Below are 25,239 nucleotides of genomic sequence, written 5' to 3' on the forward strand. Positions count from 1 at the left end.
CACAAAAAGAACTTTTGGCATGGTATGAAAAAGCAGGCAGGCATGAACTTCCCTGGCGAAACACACAGGACATTTACCGTATATATCTCAGTGAAATTATGCTCCAACAAACACAGGTCAGCCGTGTACGGGATGAATACTATCCCCGGTTTTTGGAGAAATTTCCCACGCTGCAAAGCCTGGCAAATGCGTCGCTTGATGATGTTTTAGCAGCCTGGAGCGGATTGGGCTACTATTCGCGTGCAAGAAATCTTCATAAAACAGCCTATCTTGCACAGAAATCTCTGCCGACAGACTACAAAGAGCTGCTCTCTCTGCCCGGCATAGGGCAGTACACCGCAAGTGCCGTTTGCAGTTTCGGCTACAATCAAAGTATTCCCGTTGTCGATACAAACATAGCAAGAGTGCTCAAGCGTTATTTTGCTCTTTTACATGTAAAGGATAAAACCGTTTGGGAATATGCCCAAAAACTGCTTAATCACAAAGACCCAAAAAATCACAATCTTGCTCTTATGGATTTAGGTTCGCTTATCTGCCTACCAAAAAATCCAAAATGTGAAGAGTGTCCACTCCAACAAGAGTGTCAGGGAAAAACAGAAGCGGAATTATATACACAGACCAAGAAAAAAGAGTATGAATCCCTCGAACTTTTTTACGGTATTTGCATACAAAACGAAAAAATAGCACTTACCCCGGCTACAGGAAACATGTACAAAGGTATGCTTGAACTTCCCGCCGTCGATCCGATTGAAGAGGATTTTTTAGGTAGTTTCAAACACTCCTATACAAAATACCGCTTACATGTAAAGCTTTATCATCTAGACTCTTTTGAAAAAGCCATCTGGGTTAGCACGGATGCCTTACATGTAACACCAATTTCTTCTTTGACAAAAAAAGCACTCTCAACTGCTTTGAACAAAAAAACTATGTAATAGCAATATAGACTCTTACATACTCGCGATTAAAACTACTATCAACGACGGAATGGCAATATGTAAGATCAGTTAATAATTCGTTAACAAAAAATTAATACTTAGTTTATACATTTCTTTTATACTGTTAAAACAATTTCGTAATTCTCCATTACAAAATTTCAAATACACAGCATAACTTTCTTAAAGCTATGCAAAATACAAAGGAATTAAATATGAAAAAAATTCTCATTTTATGTTTGTTGAGTTTATCACTCTGGTCTACCGCTCTGACAAATGTATATTCTGTCACGTACAAAGGTTCTATTGATACAATAGAAGAAAATATTCTAGAACACTTCAAAGAAGTAAAACTGGTTGTTCCTTGGAAACTTGACATTTTAAATGAATTTAAGAGAAAGGGGCTTGAAAAAAAATTTGGTAAAAACTTCAACACATCTCATCTTTCAAGTGTCAGGACTATCGTCGCCTGTAATGGTAAGTTCGGTAACATGATTATAAATGCTGATCCAACAATGATGGCATTCTGTCCTATTAGAATAACACTTATAGAAAAAGATGGAAAAACCACTGTTTTGTATGTAAGACCAACAAGTGCGCCAAAAGATTCTAAAGCATACCCAATATTAAAAAAACTTGAGAAAAAAGTAATCAAAGCAATTGAGGATGCTAATGATTTTGAAAATAAAAGTTAATTAAAGTGGGTGTTAACATTAAATTAACACCCGTCTTGTAATATATGCTAAATTTATAAATGTGAGCATATAAAATATGAAAAAAATAAGTATACTTATGATCGAAGATGATCTTGTGTTAGCTGAGCTAATTTCTGACTATCTTCGCAATGCAGATATGGACATTCTTATACAAGGTGACCCAACTACAATACTCTCTTTGCTAAAAAATAAAAAATTTGACATCATTATATTGGACTTAACCCTTCCAAAGATGGATGGTTTATTTTTATGTGAACAAATTTCCACCTTATACAAAACACCTATTATTATTTCATCCGCACGGGGAGGTGTGAGTGACAAAGTACTTGGCTTGGAAAAAGGAGCTGATGATTACATTGCAAAACCATATGATCCACGAGAACTAGTCGCAAGAATTCATGCACACTTAAGACAAAAAAAAAGCAATGTTATTGTAGGACAAAAAATTCAATTTGGAGAGTTCAGTGTTGATAAAGCACGGATGCTTATATTTCAAAATGAAAATGAACTATCTTTAACTATAGCTGAATACGGTATTCTACTTCTATTTTTAGAAGAAAGAGGTCGAGTCCTTTCTCGTGGCACCATTCTTGACAGTGTTGATGGCATGAGTTGGGAAAGCGATGAAAGAAGTATTGATGTCATTATTAGCCGGCTACGATGCAAACTTGGTGATACTCCAAGAAATTCAAAGTATATAGAATCTATTCGTGGCATAGGATACAGGATGAAAGAATGAACAGACATTCTATATTATTTAAAATAATAATTTTTTTTATTGTCGCACTTGTAGCTACAACAGCTTTATTTAAAGTAATGTATACTCATGAATTTACTTCGGCAAAAGCAAATTTAAGAACACATTATCATCATGTCGCTATGTCTATTATGCGATGGAAGTTCGCAGGCGGAAGTAAAAATCAACTTCTTAAAGATTTAAAAACTATGAATATAGAAATAGTAAAGGACGCATCTCTTAAAAAATCAATATTACAAACAAAAAGTATAGACAGAGTTTCTTGTGCGAGAGGGCATTTTGACCTTTATGAACTTGGTGATTATCGTTATATTGTAACACCAAAAGCAACAGGAAGTATTATACTGAAAGATTTAAAAACAGAATTTATTAATGTTAATTATGTATGGGTTCTTTATGGATTCTTTATCGTTATCTTATGTATTTTATTTATTTCTATTGCAATTAGTATTTATCCTTTAAAACAGCTTCAAAGAAAAATAAAAAAGTTTGGTGAAGGAAATAATGAAATAGATTTTTCCACAACAAGAAAAGATGAAATTGCTGATGTAGCAAATGAATTTGACCACACATTAAAAAAAATACAAAATATGATTGATGCACGTGTTATTTTTTTAAGAAATGTGACACATGAATTAAAAACACCAATTACAAAAGGACAATTATCCTTAGAGTTTTTAGAAGATTCACGGACAAAAACAATATTATCAAATGTTTTTGTGAGATTAACCATACTTGTACAAGAATTCCTACATATAGAAAATGTTACAGCCTGTGACTGTGTTATCAATAAAAAAAGCTACCATATCGCAGATATTTTAAACAATGCCTGTGATTTACTTTTTTTAGAACCAGATAGCATAACCCACAATCTAGATAATGAAATGATTGAAGTTGATTTTAATCTTGCCAGTATTGTATTTAAAAATCTTATTGATAATGGAATAAAGTATGCAGATGATGCTGCTATTTTTCTATATTATGAAAATAACACATTGGCTTTTTGTTCCCGTGGTGAAAAAATGGATAAACCTCTTGAGCATTATACCAAAGCATTCACAAAAGAAAGTATAAAAAATATAAATCACAGTTTTGGATCACCACAATCCTCTAAAAACTCAATTTTAATATTTGAGCGATAGAGTCATCCAAATCCCATCTATTGTTGATGAGTTGTTCTTGTATAGATTTTGCACCATTAAGGTGTAAAATATTCAAAATCATACTTCTAAGAATAGTCATTAAAAATGGATTTAAATGACAATTATGAGCATCTTCTAAAAGTGAATTATCTTTGTATTGATGCATGGTTTCCACTTTCCAATGGTGTAAAATTTTATTGTGAAAGAATTCTGCACTTTCATGAAAATTTGCAATACAGAATTGAATTCTAGTGCTATTAGTAATCTCGCCAGTTTTATGATTTGTTGACTCTACTTTTTTTATAACTTTTATTATTGAGCGAATATGAGTTATGCCATTATGATAAAAAGTAGTTGGTTGATATACAAACACCTTCCTATTAATCCATTCATTAGATTGTTGGACAGGTTTAGCCTTGTAAATATTTGTCGGTTTTATATCTCTTGAAATTTCATCTATTTTATCAAGTAAGGTTTTTTGATTATCTTTTACCTTGGCAATATATTTTGAACCACTATTTTCGATAGCATCAAGAGTTTTTTTGGGTATTCATTGCATCAAAAGTAAAGATAAATTCATCTCCCAATTCCCCTATCATAGCCTGAAGGGCAGGTATTTCATTCGACTTCTCTGCTATTTGTTGATGAGCAATTATTACCCCTATCTCAGATAAAACAGCACCAACTACTTCTATTGATCTCTTATCTTTGTATTTGCTGCCATTCATAACCTTGCCATCTACGCTCAGGTGCTTTCCTCTTGTATCGACATAGGTTCTTATCCATTTCCTAAAAACAACTTCAACTTCTTGGCTATCAACTTTCGCTAACACATCAGAAACCAAACTTTTCTTTGGTGTTAATATAAACTCTACACCTAATAATCTTTTAACTTGTTCTTTTTGAATATGCTTCTCTATCCAAATAGATATTTGCTTATAGTCAGTTGCTCCCATCAATCCAGCCAATACTGAAAGATATAAAATATGTTCTAGTCGGTGTCTTTTACCTTGAGGTTTCCGATAGTCTGTCACCTCTGAAAACAATTTTAAAAGTTGATTTGATTGGGCTTGATCTGCATACCCTCTTATAGAACGCTTTTTCGCTAATTTTTCTCTTGTTTTTGTTGCCATATGTAATCACTTTAGTTTTTTAGAGTTTAAGCAATTATTGTTCTTCTTTTAAATTCCTGTTTTTTTAGGATTGGGGTGGTTTTGGATTAGGCTTATATATTGTTGATTATATTATAAAAAAGCATGGTTATAATTTTTTATATGTACATGAGAACAACTATAATAAATTTATTTTAGACTTTACAACTGTTAACATTCAATTAATAAAAAATTAACAACTAATTTATATAAAACTCTTATAATACTTTCATAGCATAAATATAAAAAAGGGGTAAAAATGAAAACGGAATTAAAAAAATCAATCGTAGTTCTAATGACCTGTGCGAGTGTCAGCCAAATAAATGCAGCAGAGGTTACAATAGATGGCTACAGAGGAGGGAATATCGAATTGCAATTAAAAGCAATGACTGTTCTAAGTGACAATAAAAATAATTTTGGACCAAGTAATGGAAGTGGTTTTTTAGTAAAATTAAAATATGAAACACCCGAAATTTTTGACAATATAAAGGTCGGCGTAGCTTCCTATACAAACGGAGATGGAGGATTAACAACATGGGATGAAAGAGCTGCACCTGAGTATAATAAAGGTGCTTATGGGATGGTTGTTTCACCTGATGGAAAAGAAAAAACTCTTCTAGGAGAAGCCTATATAAATTATAAAAATTCTTATATAAAACTTAAACTTGGGAGACAACAACTTAAAACGCCATTAACAGTCATCAAAACATCTTTGATGCCAAATTTTTATGAAGCCTATATACTTGAGAGTGAAATCACACAAGGCTTAAAATTTACAGGAGGGCATATCAATAAAATCTCTTTTGGCTCTCGAGCAATGGCTGACTGGGGAGTAATAGGAGAAAAAACTGGCACTGCAGGTGTTGGATTAGGTGGTAGCGGAGTTTTATTTGAACAAGCCGGTGGAGATTTAGAACAAGCAAAATTTTATAACATAGGTACTGCCGCAGGAAAAACTTCCACCAATGGAAGAAGCATAGTTGCTCTAACATATACTGGAATTCACAATTTTCAAGCTAATTTTTGGATCTATCATTCATGGGATATTGCTACAGATTATTATACAGAACTACAATACACGCTTGGAATCAAAAAAGGTATAAAATTAAAATTATCTGCTCAATATTTAGCACAAAAAGATACAGGAACTGCCCTGGCAGGTGCTAGAGATTTTAATTTATACGGATTTAAGGCATTTGTAGGCAACAAAAAAATTGGAATGTATATAGCACTCAATCAATCTGGAAAAAAAGATTCTGATCCAATAAATCAAGAAGGACAATATTTTAATGCTTGGGGAGCAGATCCGGCTTACACTAGTTCAATATTCTCTCGTAATGCATACAGAGAAGATGTTACAGCATATAAGATAGGAGGTCATTATACTATTTTCAAAGGATTAAAAATCATGATGAGTTATGCAAATTATGGACAGTCATTAACATCTGCCGGAAACAGCCCCAGCCCAAGTTTTGTATCACAAAACAATGCCTATGAACTCGACACAGTTTTAGTATATAAACCAAACAGAAAATGGATGTTTAAAGTATTTAATGCAAAAAGATTAAGCGAGTATGATGGTGTAGCATACCCTACGGTGCTTAATAGAGAAATGGATCATTACAGATTTATAACTTCATATATATTCTAAAACTAGATTTAGTCAATCCCTTTCCTTCTTTTTTAAAGAAGGGATATACACGATTGATTCATACTAAGGCACAGAAAATAAAACAACTTTGTTTCTTCCGCTCTCTTTCACTTTATAGAGGGCATTGTCCGCACTTTTATAAATATGTTTCACTTCACCCTTGCGTGCATCAGAGAGATAACATACGCCTATAGATATGGTAAGCACTCCATACTTTTCGTTGTAAAGATGCTCAATTTTCAGGTTTTGCACCTCTTTGCATATATTTTGCAGGTGACTAAAGGCTTCCTCTTTTGTATAGGCACTGCAGACAAAACCAAACTCTTCTCCGCCCAAACGGAAAAAAAACTCATTGGCACGCTGTGTCAGTTCTGTGATTTTTGCAGTAATTTTCTGCAAAGCTTCATCGCCTGCATCATGTCCGTAGTTATCATTGTAGAGTTTAAAATTATCCACATCCATAATCGCAAAACAAAAACTCTCATGGGTTCTTTTTGCTCTGTTTAGCTCCTGGGGAAACACTACATTAAAGTAACGCCTGTTGTAAATACTTGTCAGTGCGTCCTGCATGGACAAATCTTCAAATTTATGCCGAATATTATATATTTCTGTTATATCATTTAATGTCACCATCATGTGCATTTTATTCTCTTCATATATCTTTTTGGCATACACAGAAAAGTAGTACTCTTGTTCCAGGTAACAGATTTTTATGATTGGCTCTTCCTCACTCAGAACCTCTTCTACCCATTGCATTTTTGTACTGTTGATGGTATCGCCATGACATGATGCACAAAAAAAGTCACAAATACATTCATGCTCTCTTTTAAACTCTTCCAAAGAAGCGTACTCTTTGAAAAATTTAAAAAATGCTTCATTGGCCCGGGTAATGCTGTTGCCGGTTGTAATAATGATGATATTGGGACTCTTCTCAAAAAGGGTCTCCAGATAAATCTCTTTTTTGGCATGTTCTTTTTCGAGCAGTTTTGTCTGTTGGCGGACTTTGAGTTCAAGTGTATTGCTTAGCTTTTCATAACTGCTGCTCTTTTTTTGTAAAAACCTGATGAGAAAAAGAAGAACAAATGTAAAAACAGTAAATAAAAAACTTACTGCAAAAAATTTGATCCAGACACTCTGTATCTTCTCTACATAAAAAGAGGCATCCATATCAATGGCAATGTCCTTGTAAACATAGTAAAGCCTTTTTTTTTCGCTCTCAAGCCTGTAAGTAGGTTTTTTTGACAGCTTTGGAGTCACTGTATAGTAAAAATCGTTGTTTTGGTATTGTTTCAAGAGAGTTTGCACAAGCAGTTTGGAATCAACTTTTTTAAAGGTATCACCTTCTTTTACATAAAAAGTTCCAATCTCTGCAGGAAGACTACGGATATTTTCTATCTCTTCATAATGTTCCTGTGCATCTTTGAGTAAATTGTCAGTATAGTTTTTTTGTGCCTCTACAGCTATCATGTAGAGGTATGCTTCTATAAAAACCCATACAAGCAAAATGCTAATCCCAATAATAAAAAATTTATTTTTTGAGTTCTTCATACAAATAGCTTATAGCAAACAAACTGAAAGCTATGTTAATTTGTTACCTTACTTTTCTTCTATACTAATTTGAGAAGCGACAATATACAAAGGCGCATTGTGTACATGTAACATGGTACTCCCACTTCCCAGTGCAAAGCCATACAAATCTTTTTCTTTTATAAGTGTAATTCCAAAGCCCATATCCATAAAAGAGAGTACGCTGTTATCTAAGATTCTTGATGCACTCACTCCTTTAAATGTAATATCAACACTATTGACATCTTCACCTTCATCGTCTAAGACTCCAAGTGTCACAACTGTTGCATCCGGAAGTTGCTGTATTGAACGCAGTTGTTCATGTTTAAAGTGGTTGTACTTTTGCAGTAATTCTTCTATTTCTTTCATTTTTTCCCTTTTATTAAAACGACATCTTAACAATAAAAGACTTTCTCACCGCTTCGTTGGCTGAGTTAGAGTCGCCACATAAGCAACAAAACTCACAAACACTACACATTAGCATGCTATACTTTGAAAACTAAAAAACAGAGGAATAATTTATGAAAACGATGATACTCGGTATCTTTTTACTCTGCAGTGGGCTCCAGGCAATCAGCCTGAATGAGATTATTGATACCGCTTTGGCAAAAAAACCGTCGCTCGAAGCTATTAATGCAAGAATTGAGGCAAACAAATACAATATAGCAGTCTCAAATCAATTTGAAAATCCCCAACTGCTCATAACAAAAAACACACTCAATTCTTCGCAGGCGATGAGTCAGTCTGTAGTGACATTCAAACAAAAAATTCCTTTTTACAATAAACGTGAAACCAACAAAAGAATTGCAGAAGCTGAAGATGCTTTGCTGCAGGAACAATTAAATGCAGCAAAAACAAAACTGGTTGCACAGATAAAAAGTGAAGCCTACACCATTTGGAAACTGGGGGAGTTGTATAAAATTATTGATGAGTATGTCACACTGACACAACAAAACATTGATCTGTATGAATCCTACACAAGTATTGATGCAAACCAGCATATCGGAATAATGAAAGCGGAACTCTCCCTCTCGGATCTGCAAATCCAAAAAAGTGTTTTGCGTGAAAAAATCAATGCCGCCTATGCAAGACTCTCCTATCTGGCCTCATTTAAAGTCCAACATTTGGAGATAACTATACAAATGGGAAAAAAACCAAATTTAGGGCAACTCCAAAAATCTTTGGCAGATAACCCGGATATTAAAATAAAAGACAAAGAGATTCTCAAACAAAATGCAAAATTAAAAATGGCTGATCTCAACAACTATCCGGACATCAATCTCATCGCAGGCTATGCTCTTCGAGAAAATTTTAATAACTATTTTAACTTTGGTTTCGGTTTGAGCCTGCCTATATACGGCACAGAGGATTATAAAGAAGAAGAAGCACGCGCCTTGGTTCTCTCTGTAAGAAGCCAAAAGGCAGATACTCAGATATCTGTCAATGCCGAACTTGAAGCCTATTATGCCCAAATGCTCTCTTCGTATGAAATTTACCATATTATCCAAGATGAGGCCCTTCCCCAGGTTGCTCACATGTTTGAGCTCTCAAGCTCTTCCATCTCCGTTGGGGCTGATTTGTTCAAATATATAGATGTCCTGTTTCAAAAACTTGATTTGGAACAAAAAAGTATCAAAGCGGTCGCAAACTACAACCTGGCACAAGCCAAAATAGCACAACTTAAAGGAGAATTACAGTGAAAAATTTAAAATTACTACTACTTTTGTTACCGTTGATGGTATCGGCAAAAGAAGCATCGGTACAACAGCTTTTTTCAGTTCAGACCGTAAAAGTACAAAAAATAAAAACAAGCCACTCTAAAAAGAACTACGGTTTTGTCAAAGCAAATGAAGCGAGAGTGTATGAAGTGAGTCCCCGTTTTGGAGGATTTGTCGAAAAACTTTATGCCGACAAAATTTACAAATATGTCAAAAAAGGCGAGCCTTTGGCGGTTGTTTACTCTCCTGAGGTATACAAGGCAAAAGAGGACTATGTCAACTCGTACAACTACACAAAAAACAGACCGAACAAAGGCATGCTCAAAAGTGCCAAACTGAAACTTGCCCTACTGGAAGTCGCGCCAAATGAGATTTCTCAAGTTATAAAGATGAGAAAAGTATCACCCAACACAACAATCTATGCACCGCAAAGCGGTTATATCTTTATGAAAAACATTAATGAAGGATCTGCTTTTAATGCAAAAACAAATCTTTTTGAGATAGTCAATCTTGATGATGTCTGGGTAGAGGTAAAGGTCTTTGAAGATGATGTCAAATGGCTCAAACATGCCAATGACTTTCGCGTCAGTTTTAAAACAACCGACAAAACATATGAAACACATACAAAGTTTCTTTATCCGAACCTGAGTCCAAAAGAGGCAACACTGACTATGCGACTCACTTTGGCGAACAAAGACCATAGCCTCTTTCCGGGAATGTATGCGGATGTCATTTCAAAAGACAAAGCAAAAGAGTACCTGACACTGCCCCAAAGTGCGGTTATCTTAAAAAACGGCAAGTATTATGTTTTTGTTGTCGGAGAATTTGAGGGAGAGTATGAACCGATGGAAGTCGATATCAAACCGCTCAATAATGAAACATACATCATAACAAGCGGACTAAATGCAGGTGATGAAGTTGTCAACAATGCCCTCTTTATGATGGACAGTGATGCGCAGATCAACGGGCTTTACTAAGACTGTGCTATAATACTCTTAAAAGTACTTTTAAGGATACTCTTATGATAGTCAGCGCAAATGAAGTAAAAAAACGGGGAGTTTCTCTTTTTGGGGAACTCTTGGAGAAATGGGATGAGGTTATCATCAATTTTCGTGGTGAAAAAAAATATGTCGTTATGGATGTAGAACGGTACAAAGAGCTGCGTGCTTTGGAACTCGACCATGCTTATACAGAGGTGATGGAGGATATTAAAAATGGAGATTATCATACAGATGTAGTTAAACATTTAAAAGAAATAGCTGATGTATGAAATCACTTTTAGTAAAAAGTATGAAAAAACAGTAAAAAAGTTTTTTAAAAAGCATCAAAATTTAAAAGAAAAATACACAAAAACTATTCTTCTCTTGCAAAAAAACCCTTTTCACCCTTCACTGCGTTTACACAAACTGCAGGGATCGTTAAATGAATATCATTCTGTCTCTATTGATATGGACCACAGAATCCTCATAGATTTTATCATCATCGATGAACAGATTGTTCTTATAGACATCGGTTCACATGATGAAGTATATTAATTTACATCTTATTCCATCGCTTCGCGAACCTCTTTTGCCACTTTTTTCTCATCTACAAAAAAGAGAAACAATCCTCCAAAAATAAAAAGAACAGCAACAGAAGCAATTGAGAGTCTGGAGTTGTGACTAAAAAGTGCAACAAAAGCGACCAAAAGTGGTCCTACAATAACTGCAAATTTTCCAAGTAAATTATAAAAACCAAAAAATTCAGCTGCATATTTTTGTGGTATCATTTTGGCATAATATGAACGGCTCAATGCCTGAATACCACCTTGAACAAGAGAAATAAGTAAAGCCAGTATATAAAATTCTTTTTCCTCCTCCATCATTGATGCAAAAACAATAATAAAAATATAAACACTGATACAGAGATAAATCACTTTTTTCGTATCCAAGGTATCCGCCAGTTTTGCGACAAGAAGCGTAGCCGGAAACCCGACAAACTGGACAATAAGCAAGGACATTATAAGGCTGTTGCTGTCAAACCCCAGCGCCATTCCATAATCAACTGCCATACGAATGATAGTATCAACTCCGTCAATGTAAAGCCAGTAGGCAACAAGAAAAAGGAAAAGTCCTTTGAGACTTCTCACTCTTTGAAAGGTTTTTTTCAAACGCAGATATCCTGCAACCAATAAAATATTTTTCTGCTCTTTATCTCTCTTTTTCTCCTTTACAAAAAGCAAAAGAGGCAGAGAGAAAAGTGCCCACCACACAGCTACACTGACAAATGAGGCTTTGATTGCCACAGCTTCGTCAGAAAATCCAAAAAAAGAGGGTTCTTGCACCATAAAAACATTGAGTGCAAATAAAATTCCCCCGCCGAGATAGCCCAGGGCAAAGCCCAGTCCTGAAACATAGTCAACATTTTTATCATCACTCACAGAGGGAAGCAAAGCGTCATAAAAAATATTTGATCCCATAAAACCGATATTTCCCAATGTATAGATAAGTGCCGCCATCTGCCAGTTTCCCTGCTCGACAAGAGCCAGTGAGGCACTCATCAAAATACCCAAAAATGCAAAAAGAAACAAAAAACGCTTTTTGAGTGAACCTGCATCAGCCACAGCTCCAAGCAAAGGGGCGAGAAGAACAACCACAAAGCTGGAAATCGAATTTGCAAATCCAAGCTGTGCGGTACTCACCGTCACCTCAGTTCCCACACTGTAATAAGACTTGAAAAAAATAGGGAAAAACCCAGCCATAACCGTTGTTGCATAGGCAGAATTTGCCCAGTCATACAGTGCCCATGAGTATATAGATTTTTTATTATTGTTTTGCATACCCTAATTCTATAAGAAAATATATTAAGGGCACCTCCAACGCCATTAAGTTAAGCAATGAGAAGAACTAAAAAATAGCTTGAAGTTTTAAAAAAAACTATAAAAAACATTTTGTAAAATCTTTACAAACCACTTAATATAGGGATTTCAAAGCTATCTGAAAGTGTTATTTGAGTATAATATATTTATATATTAAGGGTTGGTTATGTTAAAAAAAACTATCGAAATTTCGGGAGTTTTTAAAGACAAAAAAAGAGAAGAATCTTTCCAGATGAAACATAAAATTGGAATAAATTCTTTTACAAGGGATAGAAAGCTAGGGTTTGCTAAAATTATGACTATGATGATTAAAAAGAGTAATAAATCTTTACAAAACAGCATTAATGATACACAACTTGCTTTAGGTGAAGATGTCACTATCTCTAATAGTGCATATACGCAAGCACGAGCGAAACTTAACTATACAGCATTTGAAGAGTTTGCACAGATGGCAGCTGAAATCTTTTACAAAGATGGAGATTATGAAACCTATAAAGGATATAGAATCTTAGCTGTAGATGGTTCTATTGTAACACTTCCAAATACAGAGGATGTAAAAAAAGAGTTTAATCCTATGAAGGTTAAATGTCAGATAAAAGATTATGCTAAAGATGTCTCTCAAGCACGAGTATCTTGCCTCTTTGATGTGCTTAATAATATTGCACTTGATTCTTGTATTGAGAATAAAAATAGTAGTCAAATAAATGAGCTTATAGCTTATGATGAGCGAACTCTAGCGATGAATCACTTTGAGTATTGTAAAGAGGATGATTTAGTGCTTATGGATAGAGGTTATCCATCATTTGAACTCTTTGCAGTTGCTTATAATAAAACAAAAATAGTTTGTCGTATTAGAACAAATAGCTTCTCAAAAGCTAAGTTTCTTTTTGCTCCACATAGTGAAAAAAAAGATGTGATACTTGAGATAAATGCTCCTAAAATCATAAGAGATGATCTAAAAAGTCTGAATTTACCTACAAAGTTAAAAATACGATTTGTACAGGTAATTTTAGATAACGGTACTGTAGAAGTGTTGGCAACAAATGTACTTGATAGAGAAGTACTTAAAACATCAGAGTTTAAAGAGTTATACTCTCTTAGATGGGGAATTGAGACATACTTTGATTTGATAAAAAATAGACTCTCTTTAGAAAACTTTACAGGTCAAAGTGCATTATCAGTAAAACAAGATTTCTTTGCAACTATCTTTTTGACAAACTATGAATCTGCCATGACATACGACATAAACCAAGACCTAAAAGAGAAAACCAAAGAGAATAAATATATCCAAAAAGTAAATAAAGCAGTCTCTTTTAATATCATCAAACATAAGGTATTTGACCTTTTTTATTTGGATGAACCAATAGAAGATATGCTTGAGCAGATGGAGAAACTTTTTCTGACAAATACAATAGTAATTCGACCAAATAGGAAATCAAAACCACGGCTGGATAAAGATATACAAAAGTCCACCATAGCCACCAATTCGATAAATTATCTTAAAATGAAGAAGAAAAATGTTGGAAACTAATCAGCAGGAAGTTCGTAAATTAGGTGGTTGTAGGCTTAACTTAATGGCGTTGAAGGGCACCTCTAATACCATTAAGTTAAGAAACTAAATGCTTTCTCGGAACCGGTACTTCAGTGCCGGCTGAGAGTGGCAAGACTATTCCAACAGTCGGCACTGAAGGGCACCTCTAAAAACCCTGATTGTCTCATACTATTTCTCACAAACGCTACACACTAGAATGCTATAATTTTCAAAACTAAAAAAATGGACAAATTATGATAGAAAAACTCATCGCTTTTAGTATAAAAAACAAGTTTATTGTTCTATTGGCAGCTTTGGCTCTTGTCGGTGCCTCTATATGGAGTATGAAAAATACGCCTCTCGATGCTTTGCCTGACCTCTCTCCGCCTCAGGTTATCGTACAGATTAGCTGGGCAGGACAATCCCCTGAAATTGTTGAAGATCAGGGAACATACCCCCTTGTTGCACAGTTTTTAGCCATTGCAAATATTGATACGGTTCGTGGCTACTCTACGTACGAGAACGGTCTGATTTACATCATTTTCAAAGAGGGAACCGACCTCTACTGGGCACGAAGCCGTGTTTTGGAACAACTAGCAAGTATCCAATCACAACTTCCACGAGGCATGGATGTTGCCCTTGGTCCTGATGCCAGTGGTGTGGGCTGGGTATATGAGTATGCCCTCAAATCAAAAACTAAAAATCTTGCCCAGCTACGTACCCTTCAGGACTACTATTACAAATATGCACTTATGGGTGTTGACGGCGTGAGTGAAGTGGCTAGTATCGGTGGATTTATTCCTACCTTTGAGGTCACTGTAAATAATGATAATCTTGTTCGATACAACCTCAGCATCCAAGACATCAAAAGAGTATTGGCAAAAAACAACAATGACACCGGCGGGCGTATTGTCATTAAAAACGGCTATGAATGGATGGTTCAGGCAAAGGGCTACATCAAAAATCTGGATGACATCAGAAGACTTGTTGTCACTACAAAAGCGGGAACACCTGTCAAACTCGGCGATATTGCTAGAGTGGAACTTACCCCTGCCCCTCGTCGTGGCCTGGCAGACTTAAACGGCGAAGGTGAAGTGGTCGGCGGTATCGTTATGGCACGTTACGGCGAAGATGTCTACACTATGATTCAGCGTGTACAAGAGAAAATGAAGGAGCTTAAAGTTGACGGCGTGGATGTTGTCACCGTGTATGACCGTTCAGGTCTCATTGACAAAGCGGTAGATACTTTAAAAGATACGCTCATTGAAGAAAGTGTTATAGTCGTTGTCATCATCGGACTTTTTTTGATGCACTTTCGCTCCTCTCTTATTGTAATTATTGTCCTGCCTCTGACCGTCGGTTTTACCTTTTTACTGATGAAAATTTTTGGTATCAGCTCAAATATTATGAGTCTCGGTGGTATTGCCATCGCCATCGGTGCCATGGTGGATGCTTCCATCGTTATGATAGAAAATGCCCATAAAATGTTGCACAAATTTGAGCACAAAGAAGGCAGAATGCCAACAGAAAAAGAGCGTGTTGCTATCATACTCAAATCTTCACAGCTGGTCGGGCGTCCTATATTTTTCGCACTGGCACTCATTGTTGTTTCCTTTTTGCCTATTTTTGCACTGACTGGGCAAGAGGGACTCTTGTTTACCCCTCTTGCCTTTACAAAAACCTTTGCAATGGCTGCAGGTGCACTACTGAGTATCACTTTAGTTCCTGCATTGATGATATTTTTTGTCAAAGGAAGAATTCTCCCTGAGAGCAGAAATCCTCTCAACAGATTTTTCATCTGGGTATATCGTCCTGTTATTGTCTATGGACTCAAAGCAAAATATCTTGTTATTATCCTTGTTTTACTCTCTCTTGGTTACATGTATCCGCTTTACAAGAGTCTGAAATGGGAATTTATGCCAATGCTTAATGAGCAGACATTTATGTATATGCCGGTAACCCCTTACGGTATCAGTATAGACCAGACAAAACAACTGCTGCAAAAAACAGATAAAATCATCAAATCTTTTCCAGAAGTTGAAAATGTGTTCGGAAAAGCGGGACGCGCAGGTACTCCAACCGATCCTGCACCGTTAGGTATGCTTGAGACTATCATCACACTCAAACCAAAATCCGAGTGGCCAAAAGGCATGACATATGACAAACTGCGAGAAGATATGGAAGCTGCCCTGCAGGTTCCAGGACTGACAAATTCCTGGACCTATCCGATTCGTGGACGGATAGATATGCTTTTGAGTGGTATCCGAACGCCTATTGGTATCAAACTCTACGGAATGGATACAAAAGGACTGCAAAAATTCGGCAAACAGATAGAAGAGCAATTGCGCCAATATGACAAAACACTCTCTGTTTTTGCCGATCAGGCAAGTGCCGGATACTACATCGATATCATTCCCGATGAAGATAAACTTGCCCGATACAATCTCACAAAAGACGCCCTTTTGGAATATACCGCTTTTGCTATTGGTGGTATGCAGGTTTCAACAATGTATAAAGGGCTCGAACGCTACCCTATCTCCCTGCGTCTCGAAGACAATGAAAGAAGAAGTCTTGAGTCTATCAGAAACATACAGATTAAGACCAAGCTCGGTTTTGTTCCGCTTGGAAGCTTGGCAAAAGTAGCCTACAGACAAAGTGCTTCTGTCATCAAAAGTGAAATGGCAGCACCCGTTACTTTCATTTATATTACGCCAAAAGAGGGTATCAGTGCGACAGAGTATAAAATAGGCGCACAAAAGTTCATCGATCAAATCAAATTTGATCCGGGATATTATATAGAATGGGCGGGACAGTCTGAGTATCTTGATTCGGCTATGAAGCGTATCATCTGGATTGTACCTGCTGTTCTTGTTGTCATATTTTTACTCATCTATATGGCTCTTAAAAAACCCGGACCAACGCTCATTGTCTTTTTTACCCTGCCGTTCGCACTTTTGGGCGGACTTATTTATATAGATATGCTTAACTTTGCCATGAGTATAGCCGTCATTGTCGGATTTCTGGCACTGCTAGGCGTCGCCGCCGAGACAGCTATCGTTATGATAATTTATCTGCAAGAAGCGGTGGATGAATATAAAGAAAAATATGGAAAAAACTTTGGAATCAAAGAACTCAATGCAGCAATTTATGAGGGAGCGGTTCAAAGAGTCCGTCCAAAACTCATGACGGTCTTTGCTATTTTAGCGGGGCTTACCCCTATTATGTACACCCACGGAGTGGGAAGCGAAGTGATGCAGCGTATTGCCGCACCTATGCTTGGCGGAGTTGTTAGTTCAGCAGTGCTGAGTCTTGTCATCATTCCTATTTTGTTTGAAATTTATGCCAAACGACAACTTGCCCAAAAAGAGGATATCTAATCCTCTTTTTTACTGCATCGTGCTTTTTATATTTTGGACAAACTCTGTAATATCATCATGCAAATCCTGTAAATCCGCTTCATGTTCTACCTCATCAGCCAGTATCTGAGAAACTATATCGTAAGTGACTATATCTTTATCTTTAACAAGGTCTGCTAATTCCGAATAGGTGCTGATTGCACACTGTTCTCCTTTTATAGAGTCTTCAAGGATGGCGACCACATCAAATTTTTTTGGTTCTTCATACCCACAATTAGTGTGCGTAAACCACTCTTGCGGATTTAACAGCGGTGTACCGCCAAGCTGTATAATTCTGTCGGCAACCATATTGGCATGTCGGAGTTCATCGTTTGCATGCTGTGTCAGTTCGGCAAATGCCGCGTCTTTCATAATCCCTTTAATTACTTTCGCTTCTATAAAGTACTGATAATAGGCCAACCACTCATCTGCATAGGCTCTGTTAAGCAACTTCACCACTGTTTCAGGCTCTATGCCTTTAATAATTGAATTTCCTCGTGTCATAATATTCTTCTCCTCTGGTTTGAATTACCTCAAGTATAAGGCAATTCTTCTTAAAAGAAAATTATTATTATTTAAATAAAAGCGTGAATCGTGTTCCTTTTCCAAGTTGGGATTCAACATTGATTGTTATACCGTATGCATTACATATTTGTTTCACAATGCTCAGACCTACACCAAATCCGCCTGCTATATCTGACTCACGTTTATACATCTCAAAAATTTCATCAAGTTTTTTTTGCTCTATACCGACACCCTCATCTTCTATAACAAAAGAGTCTTTATCCAGTTTTATCTTTATAGTTGTTTGTGGCATTGAGTATTTTATAGCATTTGAGAGCAGATTTGAAAACAACAGTTCTGCCCGTGAGGGAATGATATAAAAATAGACATCTTCAAGCTCTGCCTCTATCTTTATGTTTTTTGCATTTGTAAGTTCACTGTAGTAACCGATAGTCTGCTCCAAAATATTTTTAAGATTCACATCCTCTGCTTCTTGCTGTTTTTGATTAAAATTTAAAAATGTCAGTGACTTATAGATACTCTCAAGCTGTTTTGTGCTTATAGAGATATTCGTCAGTATTTTTTTATCATAAACTTTTTTCTTGATTGCTCGACTCGCACTCATTTTCAAAGCGGTTATAGGAGTGTTTAATTCATGTGAGACATCCTGAATGAAGCTCTCTATCTGCTCCATTCTCTGGTGCACAGGCTTCATAAACAGTTTGGCAAGCATAAAAGAGATGAGGACAATAAAGAAAAAGCCCACGCTCATAACCAAAAGAACATTTTTTTGCAGTTCCCAAAGTTGTTTGAAATACTCTTTTGTTCTGACAATGACATATTCAATATTGAGATGTTCCTGCGGTGCGTCTGAAACAAGAACCTTATAGCCGTTTTTTTCATAATACCCTGTTTTAAAATCCCCTGCTTCATTTGTACCAATCAAACGGTATTCATACCCTTTTTCATTTGGAAGTTGCAGTGTTGTCCCTTTCATCTGCGCATTAATAATAAGCCCTGAAAGTTTGTCGGCGATATGATTAAGCTTGTAATAGGTTGCACTCTCCAAAGAATTTTTCTGTGCACTGTAGTACCAGTATCCTGAGAGCAAAACAAATAAAAGAGAAGAAATGAGATATAAAACTACAAAAGCGTAAAAAGACTTTTTTTCCAACTCATTCAAACTTATACCCTTCTCCACGGATATTGACAATATGTTCTTTGCCGATGTGTTTTCGCAAATTTTTCACAATGGTGCGAATAGCATCATCACTCGGCATATCTTCGTATTCCCAAAAGTTTTGCAGCAATTCATCAGAACTTACCACACGATGACGGTTCTTATAAAAGTAATGCAGACAGTCACTCTCTTTATGTGTCAGTTTGATTGTTTTGTCGGCAATTTTCAGTGTATGTGTTTTTGTATCAAATATAATCTGATCATCCAGTTTCACCAGACTCTCCAGTCCAAAATGCCTCTTAATGTTTTCTATACGCTGTGCCAACTCTTCCAAATCAAAAGGTTTTCTGATGAAATCATTTGCACCCGACTCAAAAGCAGATTTAAGATACTTTGTATCATGAAAAGCAGTAATAAAAATAGCCGGTGTTTCATCATGAAAGTCTCTCAGTTCTTGCAATAGTGATATGCCGTCGCCATCAGGAACATTGATGTCAAAAATATACAAATCAAATTTTTCATTTTCTGCAAGTTCAAGTGCCTGTTTCATACTGTAAGTCTGCACAACCTCGTACTCGTCTTGTAAAAAATCAACCAAAATGTTTGCCAGTGCCGTGTCGTCTTCAAGGAGTAATATTTTCATTTTTCGTTTATAAGTATATCTTCAGTCGTTTTTTTAATGATGGGTAATCTTATTTTTATTACATCTTCCACTATATACAGGTCCACACCTTCATAATCATGCGCTATAAAATTTCTTAGTTCGTAACTTCCTTTTATATCCTCTTTTGCAAATTTTGAAAGTATCTCAAGTTCACCGTTATGAAGTAATTTATCAAACTGTTCTGAAATGGATGTAAGATGCATAAGTATAGCGGCTCTTGCATTTTGTTCGTCTTCTAACGCTTTCTCAATAGAGCCATTTTGTTTTACTATATCCTCTATGAAGAGAATCTTTTTCTTTATGACTTTTATTCTCTCTACAGATTTTTGACTAAACATATATAAGTTCCTTTTTGATACTCTCTTTAAACGGACTGTTGCTGTCTAAGTCAAAAATATCTATATTTCTATGAAACTGCTTTCGTATTTTTGATTTTATCATTGTTACTGTATCAAAATAATCATAAGATGTGTTTTTTTGTAAGAAATTTTTATCTTTGGATATAGCAATGTCAATATCACTGTAAACTGTTTGTGTCTCTTTTGCAAAACTCCCGAAAAGGGCAAGTGAGCTGATGCCATTTTTGTAAAGTTCGGGTTTTATCTGCCTGAGATACTCTATGATATTATTTTTTGTCGCTTTCATAAGAGAGATTATAGCATAAATGCCTGACATCCTAACTCTGTATTGTAAGCTCTTTTATCGCCTTGCTTACATCTCCAAGACAACACCCGCCACTTGGATTCAGCACTTCGCAGGCACATCCCGGATTTTCCATCTTCGCTTTAATGTCTTCAATCACTGTTGTTTTGCCTGTTTCTGCAAGTTCGGCTCTTATTTTCTCTTTGCTCCACCCAAAACAGTAGCATACAGTAGCCGGGATTGCTCCTTCTTTGAGTCCGACGACCACACTCACATCTTTTTGTGTCAGTATCTCATCCCCTCGAAAATAGACTACTTTACATGTAGCTGTCTTACAGTAGTAAAAGCCGTCAAAGCAGGAAAGTTTTGATTTTGCCTCATCTTTTAAAAGATGTCGCAGTGTTTTACCAAGCACCCCCTTTGCTTTTTCTCCACACTTCGGACATACTACTTTGGCTTTTGGCTGTGGTGTGCAACAGTTGTCTCCCTCTGTTTCACAACTCGCACCCTGATTTTCCTGTACTTTTAATCCACTTGAACAACAATCTTCTTTTTTTTGAGTCGTAAACATACTAAACATAGCAGGCTCCTTTTATAAATTTTGAAAGTATTCTTTTGTGCCTCGGTTTTGTATAGCACCTGAAATTTTTTCAAGTCCTTCAACATATGCAGCACTACGAAGTGTCACCTTTTTTTCTTCTGCTATATGAAAAATAATAGGTAAATCCCACGAAAAATAAAATAAATCTTAATCAATAGATTCAAAAGAACTGGAAGAAATATTGCTTAGACTCCTAAAACAAGGAGTTTACCATCAAATTAACACGCACAAAAGCCTTACTTGAATCGCTAAAAAGTATCCCAGACTATAGAGTAGATACAGGGAAGATAGAATATCCATTGCACGAAGTTCTTTTCATGACACTTTTTGCACTTATCAAAGGAAATACAACTTTTAAGGATATATTTTCATGGATGATATATAACAAAGACAATGCAATACTCAAAGAGATTTTTGATAAAGAAGAGATAACGATTCCTTCCAAATCAACATATCATCGTTTATTGATAAACACAGATAATAATGCTTTGGAAAAAGTATTTAGAGAGTTCTTTTTTCCATTCATTGCACAAGAAAATATTGCTATTGACGGGAAGTGGCTGAGAGGTAGCGACGTGAATGGTCAATACACACAGGAAAGACATAAAGCAATACTAAATATCTTGGATAAAGATATAAAAATAGTGTTTGCTCACAAGTTTTTAGATAAAAATAAGAGTAGCGAAATTACTGCACTCAAAGAGGTTTTAAACGATAATATTTTTAGCAATGAAGGACAGATATTTTCCTTTGATGCACTGCTTACTCAATCAGAGATTCTCAACACTATTGATGAGCAAGGTAACAGATATATAGCAAAACTCAAAGATAACCAGAAACACCTCAAAGAGAAAGCTATAAAGACCATAGAAGAGTTTAATCAGCCTACAGATAGAGTTGATGATGAAGATAGCTATTTAACTGAAAACAACAAAAGAGTCTCTCGAAAAGTAGAAGTTTTTCAAAATAAAAGTGCTGATTTAGTTATGTATCATGAGAACTTTCAAAATATTCAATCACTCATTAAAGTGACGAAAACATTAACAAATGCACAGACTGGTGAAGTTACAATTTCAACTCAATATTTAATGGCTAACTTTAAAACAACTGCAAAAGAGTTTCTTCAAAAGATACTGCAACATTGGAGAGTGGAAACATATCACTATCACTTAGATATGCTTACTGAAGAAGATGACCATATAGCATATAAAGAGCCTTTCTCTATAGCTATTCTTAGAAGTTTTACTGTTAATCTTTATCAGTTGTTTTTAAATGAGAACAAAGATAAAAAGGTACTCCTAACCGGTAAAACTACAATGGCAGATATTAAAAGAAATGCTCTTTATCGTGATGATTTTAGTGTTCAATTGATTGAATCAAACTATATTGATTAAGATTTGTTTTATTTTTCGTGGGATTTACCTAGAAAAATAACCTTTGACTGTTTTTCTAAGATATATTTAAGTTTTTCATTCACTTCTTCCTCTTCCCAGTAGTATCCTGCCCTGTTTTGCACCCATTCAAAATAGCTCACAGTAACCCCTCCCGCATTTGCAAGTACATCGGGAATCACAATAGCATTGTTCTTTTGCAGAATTTCATCTGCTTGTGAAGTAATCGGACCGTTTGCAATCTCTAAAATAAGTTTTGCCTGTATTTTTGCGGCATTCTCTTTTGTGATTTGATTTTCCATTGCGGCAAGCACCAATACATCAACATCCAACGCTAAGAGTTCTTCATTTGTCATGACCTCATTTTCTGCCTCTTCGCAGATAGACACATCACAATAAAGCATGGCTTTGAGCTCATTATGCTTTTTACGATGAAACATTATCTTTTTCGGGTCTAGCCCGTCTTTAGAGTAGATGGCACCCTTGGAGTCAGAAAGCGCTACAACTTTATACCCTGCTTCTTTTGCAAGCCTGGCAAAATGATACCCTGCATTTCCAAAACCCTGTACTGCTATGCGCATTCCCTGCAGTTTTTTTGCATTGCGCTTTAGCCAGCACTCAAGGACGTAAAGAGCACCTTGACCCGTAGCTGCTTCCCTACCTTTTGAACCGCCAAGATACACAGGCTTTCTGGTAATAACACCCGGAAGCTGTTCTCGCATTATTTGATTATACTCGTCTGCCATCCAGCCCATAATTGTTGCATTGGTGTACATATCTGGAGCGGGAATATCTCTCTTTGGTCCTATAATGTCAACAATAGCACGGATATAACCACGGCTTAGTCTTTCTAACTCAAGTTTTGAGAGCGTTTTTGCATCTACTGCAACACCACCTTTTGCACCCCCCAAAAGGCAGCCCTGCAACGGCACATTTTACCGTCATCCAAAAAGCAAGAGAAGTAACTTCATCTATGCAAACATCAGGATGAAAACGAATACCGCCTTTATAAGGGCCTCTTGTATCGTCATACTGCACGCGATATCCTGTAAAAACCCTCAAACTGCCATCATCCATTCTTACGGGAATGTTTACAGTGAGATTAAGTTTAGGCTGTGCCAAGCGAATCGCAATATCTTCCGGCAGGCTTATAAGAGGTAAAACTTTATCCAATCTACTTTTTGCATCATCAAACAAATTTCTCATAATATTTTCCTTTTTATGTTGCACAACAACTTAATTCTTTCACATTTTTATCAAATGTAATAGCCGCTAATTTAATACCTTCTCCAAGCGTTAAATAGGGATGAAGCATCTCTTTTAAATCACTTACTTTTATACCAAATTTCATGGCGACGGAAATTTCCATAAGCAGTTCAGAACCCTCAGCAGCTACAATGCGAGCACCGATTAAAGTGTCATCTGCTGTGTTTCTTAAAAGTTTAATCATACCTCGTGTATCTTTAGCGGCAATGGCACGGGGCACATAGCTCAGAGGCAGGGTTGCCACCTCAAAATCTATGCCTTTGTCTTTTGCCTGTTTTTCATCCAAACCCACACCGGCAACTTGAGGATCGGTAAAAATGACCCACGGCAATACAGAAAAGTCCAGTTTTTGCTGCGAAGAAGAAAACATATTGGCAACCGCTGTTTTAGCCTCATACGCAGCAGTATATACAAACATATGCTCTCCTGTCACATCGCCTGCTGCATATATTGTTGCAACATTTGTCTGCCCAAAATCATTCACTTTCACAGCACCGTTTACATGTAACGATAAGTCCAAAGATTCCAAGTTCATATTTTGTGTATTTGCAACCCGTCCTGTGGCAACAACTATTTTTTCGGCTTCTATCTCTAAAGTTTCATCGCCTACTACTGTTTTGACAATGACACTACCATTCTTTTGATGCACACTCTGTATAACATTATCTGTAATAATTTCTATGCCCTCATCTTGCAAATAGCCACTGAGCATATCTGTAATATCCGGGCTTTCATGCGAGAGTATACGCTCTGAGCGTTGTAAAACCGTTATTTTTGAGCCAAACCTTGCAAACATTTGCGCCATTTCCAAGGCAATGTAGCTCCCACCGAGAATTATCATAGATGCAGGCAGAGATTCCAAGGCAAAAGCCTCATCATTTGTCAGGTAATCCACTTCACTTAAACCCTCAATATCTGCTATCATAGGACGCGCACCGGTAGCTATTAAAATATGACTTCCCTCTATAATTCGTCCGTTTACTTCTACGGCTGTTGGAGAAACCAAAGAAGCATGCCCCTCAATAAACTCAAAATTTTCCATATCTTTGATGATATTGATGTATTTTTGCTCACGCAAATCTAAAACAAGCTTTGTTTTTTCTTCTATTACAGTTTTAAAATCAGCAAGCTTGGCAGATGATGTGATGCCTCCAAATGGATTATTGTTTGCATTATAAAGCGTCTGGGCTGCCCGAATGAGATTTTTTGAAGGAACACAGCCAATATTGACACATGTTCCACCGATTGGCAATCCATCATTAATCATCGTTACTTTAACACCATGTTCTTTCGCTTCAATGGTCGCTGCAAACGCAGCAGAACCACCGCCTATGATAATAAGATGTTTTTCCTCTTGAGAAACATCTGTAACTTTATAGTTTCCTATACTGTTGATTGTTTCCTGAATTGCCTCTATATTTGTAAGTGTTTCGTCAAAAGAGACGACTGCTTTTTTCTCAGGATAGCTGACTTTTTTTTCTTTCACACCTTCAATGTCCAATTTTTTTTCAATAATAAGCGCACAATGATCACAGGTCATGCCCTCTATTTGTAATTCATACGTTTGCATAGCAA

The 25,239-nt window shown here is 36.2% G+C and carries 26 protein-coding genes; 12 read left to right on the forward strand and 14 right to left on the reverse strand.

All coding sequences use genetic code 11. The features are described from left to right. Positions 1 to 14: 14 nt before the first annotated feature. From mutY to FJR45_RS11630, 4 genes are all read left to right on the forward strand, one after another. Positions 15 to 932 (forward strand): A/G-specific adenine glycosylase, encoded by a 918-nt coding sequence (gene mutY / locus FJR45_RS11615; protein ID WP_193150667.1) that lies wholly within the window; start codon positions 15 to 17, stop codon positions 930 to 932. 215 nt (positions 933 to 1,147) lie between these two features. Next, complete coding sequence (locus FJR45_RS11620; RefSeq protein ID WP_193150668.1) at positions 1,148 to 1,627, forward strand: DUF302 domain-containing protein; 480 nt, start codon at positions 1,148 to 1,150, stop codon at positions 1,625 to 1,627. 76 nt (positions 1,628 to 1,703) lie between these two features. Continuing rightward, the gene (locus tag FJR45_RS11625) at positions 1,704 to 2,387 is read left to right on the forward strand and encodes a response regulator transcription factor (RefSeq protein WP_226966432.1); all 684 of its coding nucleotides are present in this window, start codon (positions 1,704 to 1,706) and stop codon (positions 2,385 to 2,387) included. After that, positions 2,384 to 3,547, forward strand: a complete 1,164-nt coding sequence (locus FJR45_RS11630) for an ArsS family sensor histidine kinase (protein ID WP_193150669.1) — start codon at positions 2,384 to 2,386, stop codon at positions 3,545 to 3,547. Before FJR45_RS11625 ends, FJR45_RS11630 begins: the two co-directional genes overlap by 4 nt. Here FJR45_RS11630 and FJR45_RS11635 read toward each other — a convergent pair. After that, positions 3,516 to 4,097, reverse strand: coding sequence for a transposase (locus tag FJR45_RS11635; protein ID WP_347402233.1), 582 nt, complete (start codon positions 4,095 to 4,097; stop codon positions 3,516 to 3,518). The two genes, FJR45_RS11630 and FJR45_RS11635, sit on opposite strands and share 32 nt — an antisense overlap. Next, positions 4,078 to 4,680, reverse strand: coding sequence for an ISAs1 family transposase (locus FJR45_RS11640; RefSeq protein WP_193149934.1), 603 nt, complete (start codon positions 4,678 to 4,680; stop codon positions 4,078 to 4,080). The genes FJR45_RS11635 and FJR45_RS11640 overlap by 20 nt, the downstream gene beginning before the upstream one ends. A gap of 277 nt (positions 4,681 to 4,957) precedes the next feature. Here FJR45_RS11640 and FJR45_RS11645 point away from each other — a divergent pair, with 277 nt between their 5' ends. Continuing rightward, positions 4,958 to 6,349, forward strand: coding sequence for an OprD family outer membrane porin (locus FJR45_RS11645; protein WP_193150670.1), 1,392 nt, complete (start codon positions 4,958 to 4,960; stop codon positions 6,347 to 6,349). Between the two features lie 63 nt (positions 6,350 to 6,412). Here the strand turns inward: FJR45_RS11645 and FJR45_RS11650 are convergent, their stop codons facing one another. Together FJR45_RS11650 and FJR45_RS11655 are read right to left on the reverse strand one after the other, a co-directional pair. Further along, positions 6,413 to 7,852, reverse strand: a complete 1,440-nt coding sequence (locus tag FJR45_RS11650; RefSeq protein WP_193150671.1) for a sensor domain-containing diguanylate cyclase — start codon at positions 7,850 to 7,852, stop codon at positions 6,413 to 6,415. Between the two features lie 93 nt (positions 7,853 to 7,945). Beyond that, positions 7,946 to 8,284: a hypothetical protein gene (locus tag FJR45_RS11655; RefSeq protein ID WP_193150672.1), complete on the reverse strand. Its 339-nt coding sequence runs from the start codon at positions 8,282 to 8,284 to the stop codon at positions 7,946 to 7,948. A gap of 152 nt (positions 8,285 to 8,436) precedes the next feature. On the opposite strand from FJR45_RS11655, the gene FJR45_RS11660 reads away from it, so the two are divergent. From FJR45_RS11660 to FJR45_RS11675, 4 genes are read left to right on the forward strand one after another with little or no spacing between them, the layout of a single operon-like run. Then, entirely contained in the window at positions 8,437 to 9,615 is a 1,179-nt protein-coding gene (locus FJR45_RS11660) for a TolC family protein (protein WP_193150673.1), read from the forward strand. After that, positions 9,612 to 10,610, forward strand: coding sequence for an efflux RND transporter periplasmic adaptor subunit (locus FJR45_RS11665; RefSeq protein ID WP_193150674.1), 999 nt, complete (start codon positions 9,612 to 9,614; stop codon positions 10,608 to 10,610). The genes FJR45_RS11660 and FJR45_RS11665 overlap by 4 nt, the downstream gene beginning before the upstream one ends. 44 nt (positions 10,611 to 10,654) lie before the next feature. Beyond that, positions 10,655 to 10,903 (forward strand): prevent-host-death protein, encoded by a 249-nt coding sequence (locus FJR45_RS11670; RefSeq protein WP_193150675.1) that lies wholly within the window; start codon positions 10,655 to 10,657, stop codon positions 10,901 to 10,903. Then, a complete protein-coding gene (locus FJR45_RS11675) occupies positions 10,896 to 11,168 on the forward strand; it encodes a type II toxin-antitoxin system RelE/ParE family toxin (RefSeq protein ID WP_193150676.1) in 273 nt (90 codons plus the stop codon). The genes FJR45_RS11670 and FJR45_RS11675 overlap by 8 nt, the downstream gene beginning before the upstream one ends. Positions 11,169 to 11,176: 8 nt before the next feature. Here FJR45_RS11675 and FJR45_RS11680 read toward each other — a convergent pair whose 3' ends face one another. Next, positions 11,177 to 12,451 carry an MFS transporter gene (locus FJR45_RS11680; protein WP_193150677.1) on the reverse strand — a complete coding sequence of 425 codons (1,275 nt, stop codon included), beginning with the start codon at positions 12,449 to 12,451 and terminating at the stop codon, positions 11,177 to 11,179. Positions 12,452 to 12,656: 205 nt separating this feature from the next. On the opposite strand from FJR45_RS11680, the gene FJR45_RS11685 reads away from it, so the two are divergent. Together FJR45_RS11685 and FJR45_RS11690 are read left to right on the forward strand one after the other, a co-directional pair. Continuing rightward, positions 12,657 to 14,021 (forward strand): IS4 family transposase, encoded by a 1,365-nt coding sequence (locus FJR45_RS11685; protein WP_193150409.1) that lies wholly within the window; start codon positions 12,657 to 12,659, stop codon positions 14,019 to 14,021. A 254-nt stretch (positions 14,022 to 14,275) separates the two neighbouring features. Beyond that, on the forward strand, positions 14,276 to 17,398 hold the full coding sequence (locus FJR45_RS11690; RefSeq protein ID WP_193150678.1) for an efflux RND transporter permease subunit: 3,123 nt from the start codon (positions 14,276 to 14,278) through the stop codon (positions 17,396 to 17,398). A gap of 9 nt (positions 17,399 to 17,407) precedes the next feature. Here the strand turns inward: FJR45_RS11690 and FJR45_RS11695 are convergent, their stop codons facing one another. The 6 genes from FJR45_RS11695 to FJR45_RS11720 all read right to left on the reverse strand — a co-directional run bounded on the left by FJR45_RS11695 (position 17,408) and on the right by FJR45_RS11720 (position 20,986). Beyond that, the gene (locus FJR45_RS11695; RefSeq protein ID WP_226966433.1) at positions 17,408 to 17,920 is read right to left on the reverse strand and encodes a ferritin-like domain-containing protein; all 513 of its coding nucleotides are present in this window, start codon (positions 17,918 to 17,920) and stop codon (positions 17,408 to 17,410) included. 67 nt (positions 17,921 to 17,987) lie between these two features. Beyond that, positions 17,988 to 19,103, reverse strand: a complete 1,116-nt coding sequence (locus FJR45_RS11700) for a sensor histidine kinase (protein WP_193150679.1) — start codon at positions 19,101 to 19,103, stop codon at positions 17,988 to 17,990. Beyond that, entirely contained in the window at positions 19,096 to 19,743 is a 648-nt protein-coding gene (locus FJR45_RS11705) for a response regulator transcription factor (protein ID WP_193150680.1), read from the reverse strand. Before FJR45_RS11705 ends, FJR45_RS11700 begins: the two co-directional genes overlap by 8 nt. After that, positions 19,740 to 20,102, reverse strand: coding sequence for a HepT-like ribonuclease domain-containing protein (locus FJR45_RS11710; protein WP_193150681.1), 363 nt, complete (start codon positions 20,100 to 20,102; stop codon positions 19,740 to 19,742). Before FJR45_RS11710 ends, FJR45_RS11705 begins: the two co-directional genes overlap by 4 nt. Further along, on the reverse strand, positions 20,095 to 20,409 hold the full coding sequence (locus tag FJR45_RS11715) for a nucleotidyltransferase family protein (RefSeq protein ID WP_193150682.1): 315 nt from the start codon (positions 20,407 to 20,409) through the stop codon (positions 20,095 to 20,097). The genes FJR45_RS11710 and FJR45_RS11715 overlap by 8 nt, the downstream gene beginning before the upstream one ends. Positions 20,410 to 20,440: 31 nt before the next feature. Beyond that, a complete protein-coding gene (locus tag FJR45_RS11720) occupies positions 20,441 to 20,986 on the reverse strand; it encodes a putative iron-sulfur cluster-binding metallochaperone (protein WP_193150683.1) in 546 nt (181 codons plus the stop codon). Between the two features lie 233 nt (positions 20,987 to 21,219). Between FJR45_RS11720 and FJR45_RS11725 the strand changes: the two genes are divergently transcribed. After that, a complete protein-coding gene (locus FJR45_RS11725) occupies positions 21,220 to 22,401 on the forward strand; it encodes an ISAs1 family transposase (protein WP_226966519.1) in 1,182 nt (393 codons plus the stop codon). Positions 22,402 to 22,409: 8 nt separating this feature from the next. Here the strand turns inward: FJR45_RS11725 and FJR45_RS12485 are convergent, their stop codons facing one another. Genes FJR45_RS12485 through merA form a run of 3 tightly spaced genes read right to left on the reverse strand, consistent with a single transcriptional unit; the run spans position 22,410 to position 25,234 of the window. Further along, a complete protein-coding gene (locus tag FJR45_RS12485; RefSeq protein ID WP_264299325.1) occupies positions 22,410 to 23,309 on the reverse strand; it encodes a Glu/Leu/Phe/Val family dehydrogenase in 900 nt (299 codons plus the stop codon). Continuing rightward, entirely contained in the window at positions 23,254 to 23,604 is a 351-nt protein-coding gene (locus FJR45_RS12490) for a Glu/Leu/Phe/Val dehydrogenase dimerization domain-containing protein (protein ID WP_264299326.1), read from the reverse strand. The genes FJR45_RS12485 and FJR45_RS12490 overlap by 56 nt, the downstream gene beginning before the upstream one ends. 13 nt (positions 23,605 to 23,617) lie before the next feature. Then, a complete protein-coding gene (merA, locus tag FJR45_RS11735) occupies positions 23,618 to 25,234 on the reverse strand; it encodes a mercury(II) reductase (RefSeq protein WP_193150684.1) in 1,617 nt (538 codons plus the stop codon). Between the last annotated feature and the right edge of the window lie 5 nt (positions 25,235 to 25,239).

The organism is Sulfurimonas sediminis, from assembly GCF_014905115.1.
GTDB lineage: Bacteria > Campylobacterota > Campylobacteria > Campylobacterales > Sulfurimonadaceae > Sulfurimonas > Sulfurimonas sediminis.

Bases quoted from the DNA above. Each gene is read 5' to 3' on its own strand.
- FJR45_RS11620 (WP_193150668.1), top strand. From the start codon at position 1,148: ATGAAAAAAATTCTCATTTTATGTTTGTTGAGTTTATCACTCTGGTCT.
- FJR45_RS11625 (WP_226966432.1), top strand. From the start codon at position 1,704: ATGAAAAAAATAAGTATACTTATGATCGAAGATGATCTTGTGTTAGCT.
- FJR45_RS11630 (WP_193150669.1), top strand. From the start codon at position 2,384: ATGAACAGACATTCTATATTATTTAAAATAATAATTTTTTTTATTGTC.
- FJR45_RS11640 (WP_193149934.1), bottom strand. From the start codon at position 4,680: ATGGCAACAAAAACAAGAGAAAAATTAGCGAAAAAGCGTTCTATAAGA.
- FJR45_RS11645 (WP_193150670.1), top strand. From the start codon at position 4,958: ATGAAAACGGAATTAAAAAAATCAATCGTAGTTCTAATGACCTGTGCG.
- FJR45_RS11655 (WP_193150672.1), bottom strand. From the start codon at position 8,284: ATGAAAGAAATAGAAGAATTACTGCAAAAGTACAACCACTTTAAACAT.
- FJR45_RS11660 (WP_193150673.1), top strand. From the start codon at position 8,437: ATGAAAACGATGATACTCGGTATCTTTTTACTCTGCAGTGGGCTCCAG.
- FJR45_RS11670 (WP_193150675.1), top strand. From the start codon at position 10,655: ATGATAGTCAGCGCAAATGAAGTAAAAAAACGGGGAGTTTCTCTTTTT.
- FJR45_RS11675 (WP_193150676.1), top strand. From the start codon at position 10,896: ATGTATGAAATCACTTTTAGTAAAAAGTATGAAAAAACAGTAAAAAAG.
- FJR45_RS11680 (WP_193150677.1), bottom strand. From the start codon at position 12,451: ATGCAAAACAATAATAAAAAATCTATATACTCATGGGCACTGTATGAC.
- FJR45_RS11685 (WP_193150409.1), top strand. From the start codon at position 12,657: ATGTTAAAAAAAACTATCGAAATTTCGGGAGTTTTTAAAGACAAAAAA.
- FJR45_RS11690 (WP_193150678.1), top strand. From the start codon at position 14,276: ATGATAGAAAAACTCATCGCTTTTAGTATAAAAAACAAGTTTATTGTT.
- FJR45_RS11695 (WP_226966433.1), bottom strand. From the start codon at position 17,920: ATGACACGAGGAAATTCAATTATTAAAGGCATAGAGCCTGAAACAGTG.
- FJR45_RS11705 (WP_193150680.1), bottom strand. From the start codon at position 19,743: ATGAAAATATTACTCCTTGAAGACGACACGGCACTGGCAAACATTTTG.
- FJR45_RS11710 (WP_193150681.1), bottom strand. From the start codon at position 20,102: ATGTTTAGTCAAAAATCTGTAGAGAGAATAAAAGTCATAAAGAAAAAG.
- FJR45_RS11715 (WP_193150682.1), bottom strand. From the start codon at position 20,409: ATGAAAGCGACAAAAAATAATATCATAGAGTATCTCAGGCAGATAAAA.
- FJR45_RS11720 (WP_193150683.1), bottom strand. From the start codon at position 20,986: ATGTTTAGTATGTTTACGACTCAAAAAAAAGAAGATTGTTGTTCAAGT.
- FJR45_RS12490 (WP_264299326.1), bottom strand. From the start codon at position 23,604: ATGAGAAATTTGTTTGATGATGCAAAAAGTAGATTGGATAAAGTTTTA.
- merA (WP_193150684.1), bottom strand. From the start codon at position 25,234: ATGCAAACGTATGAATTACAAATAGAGGGCATGACCTGTGATCATTGT.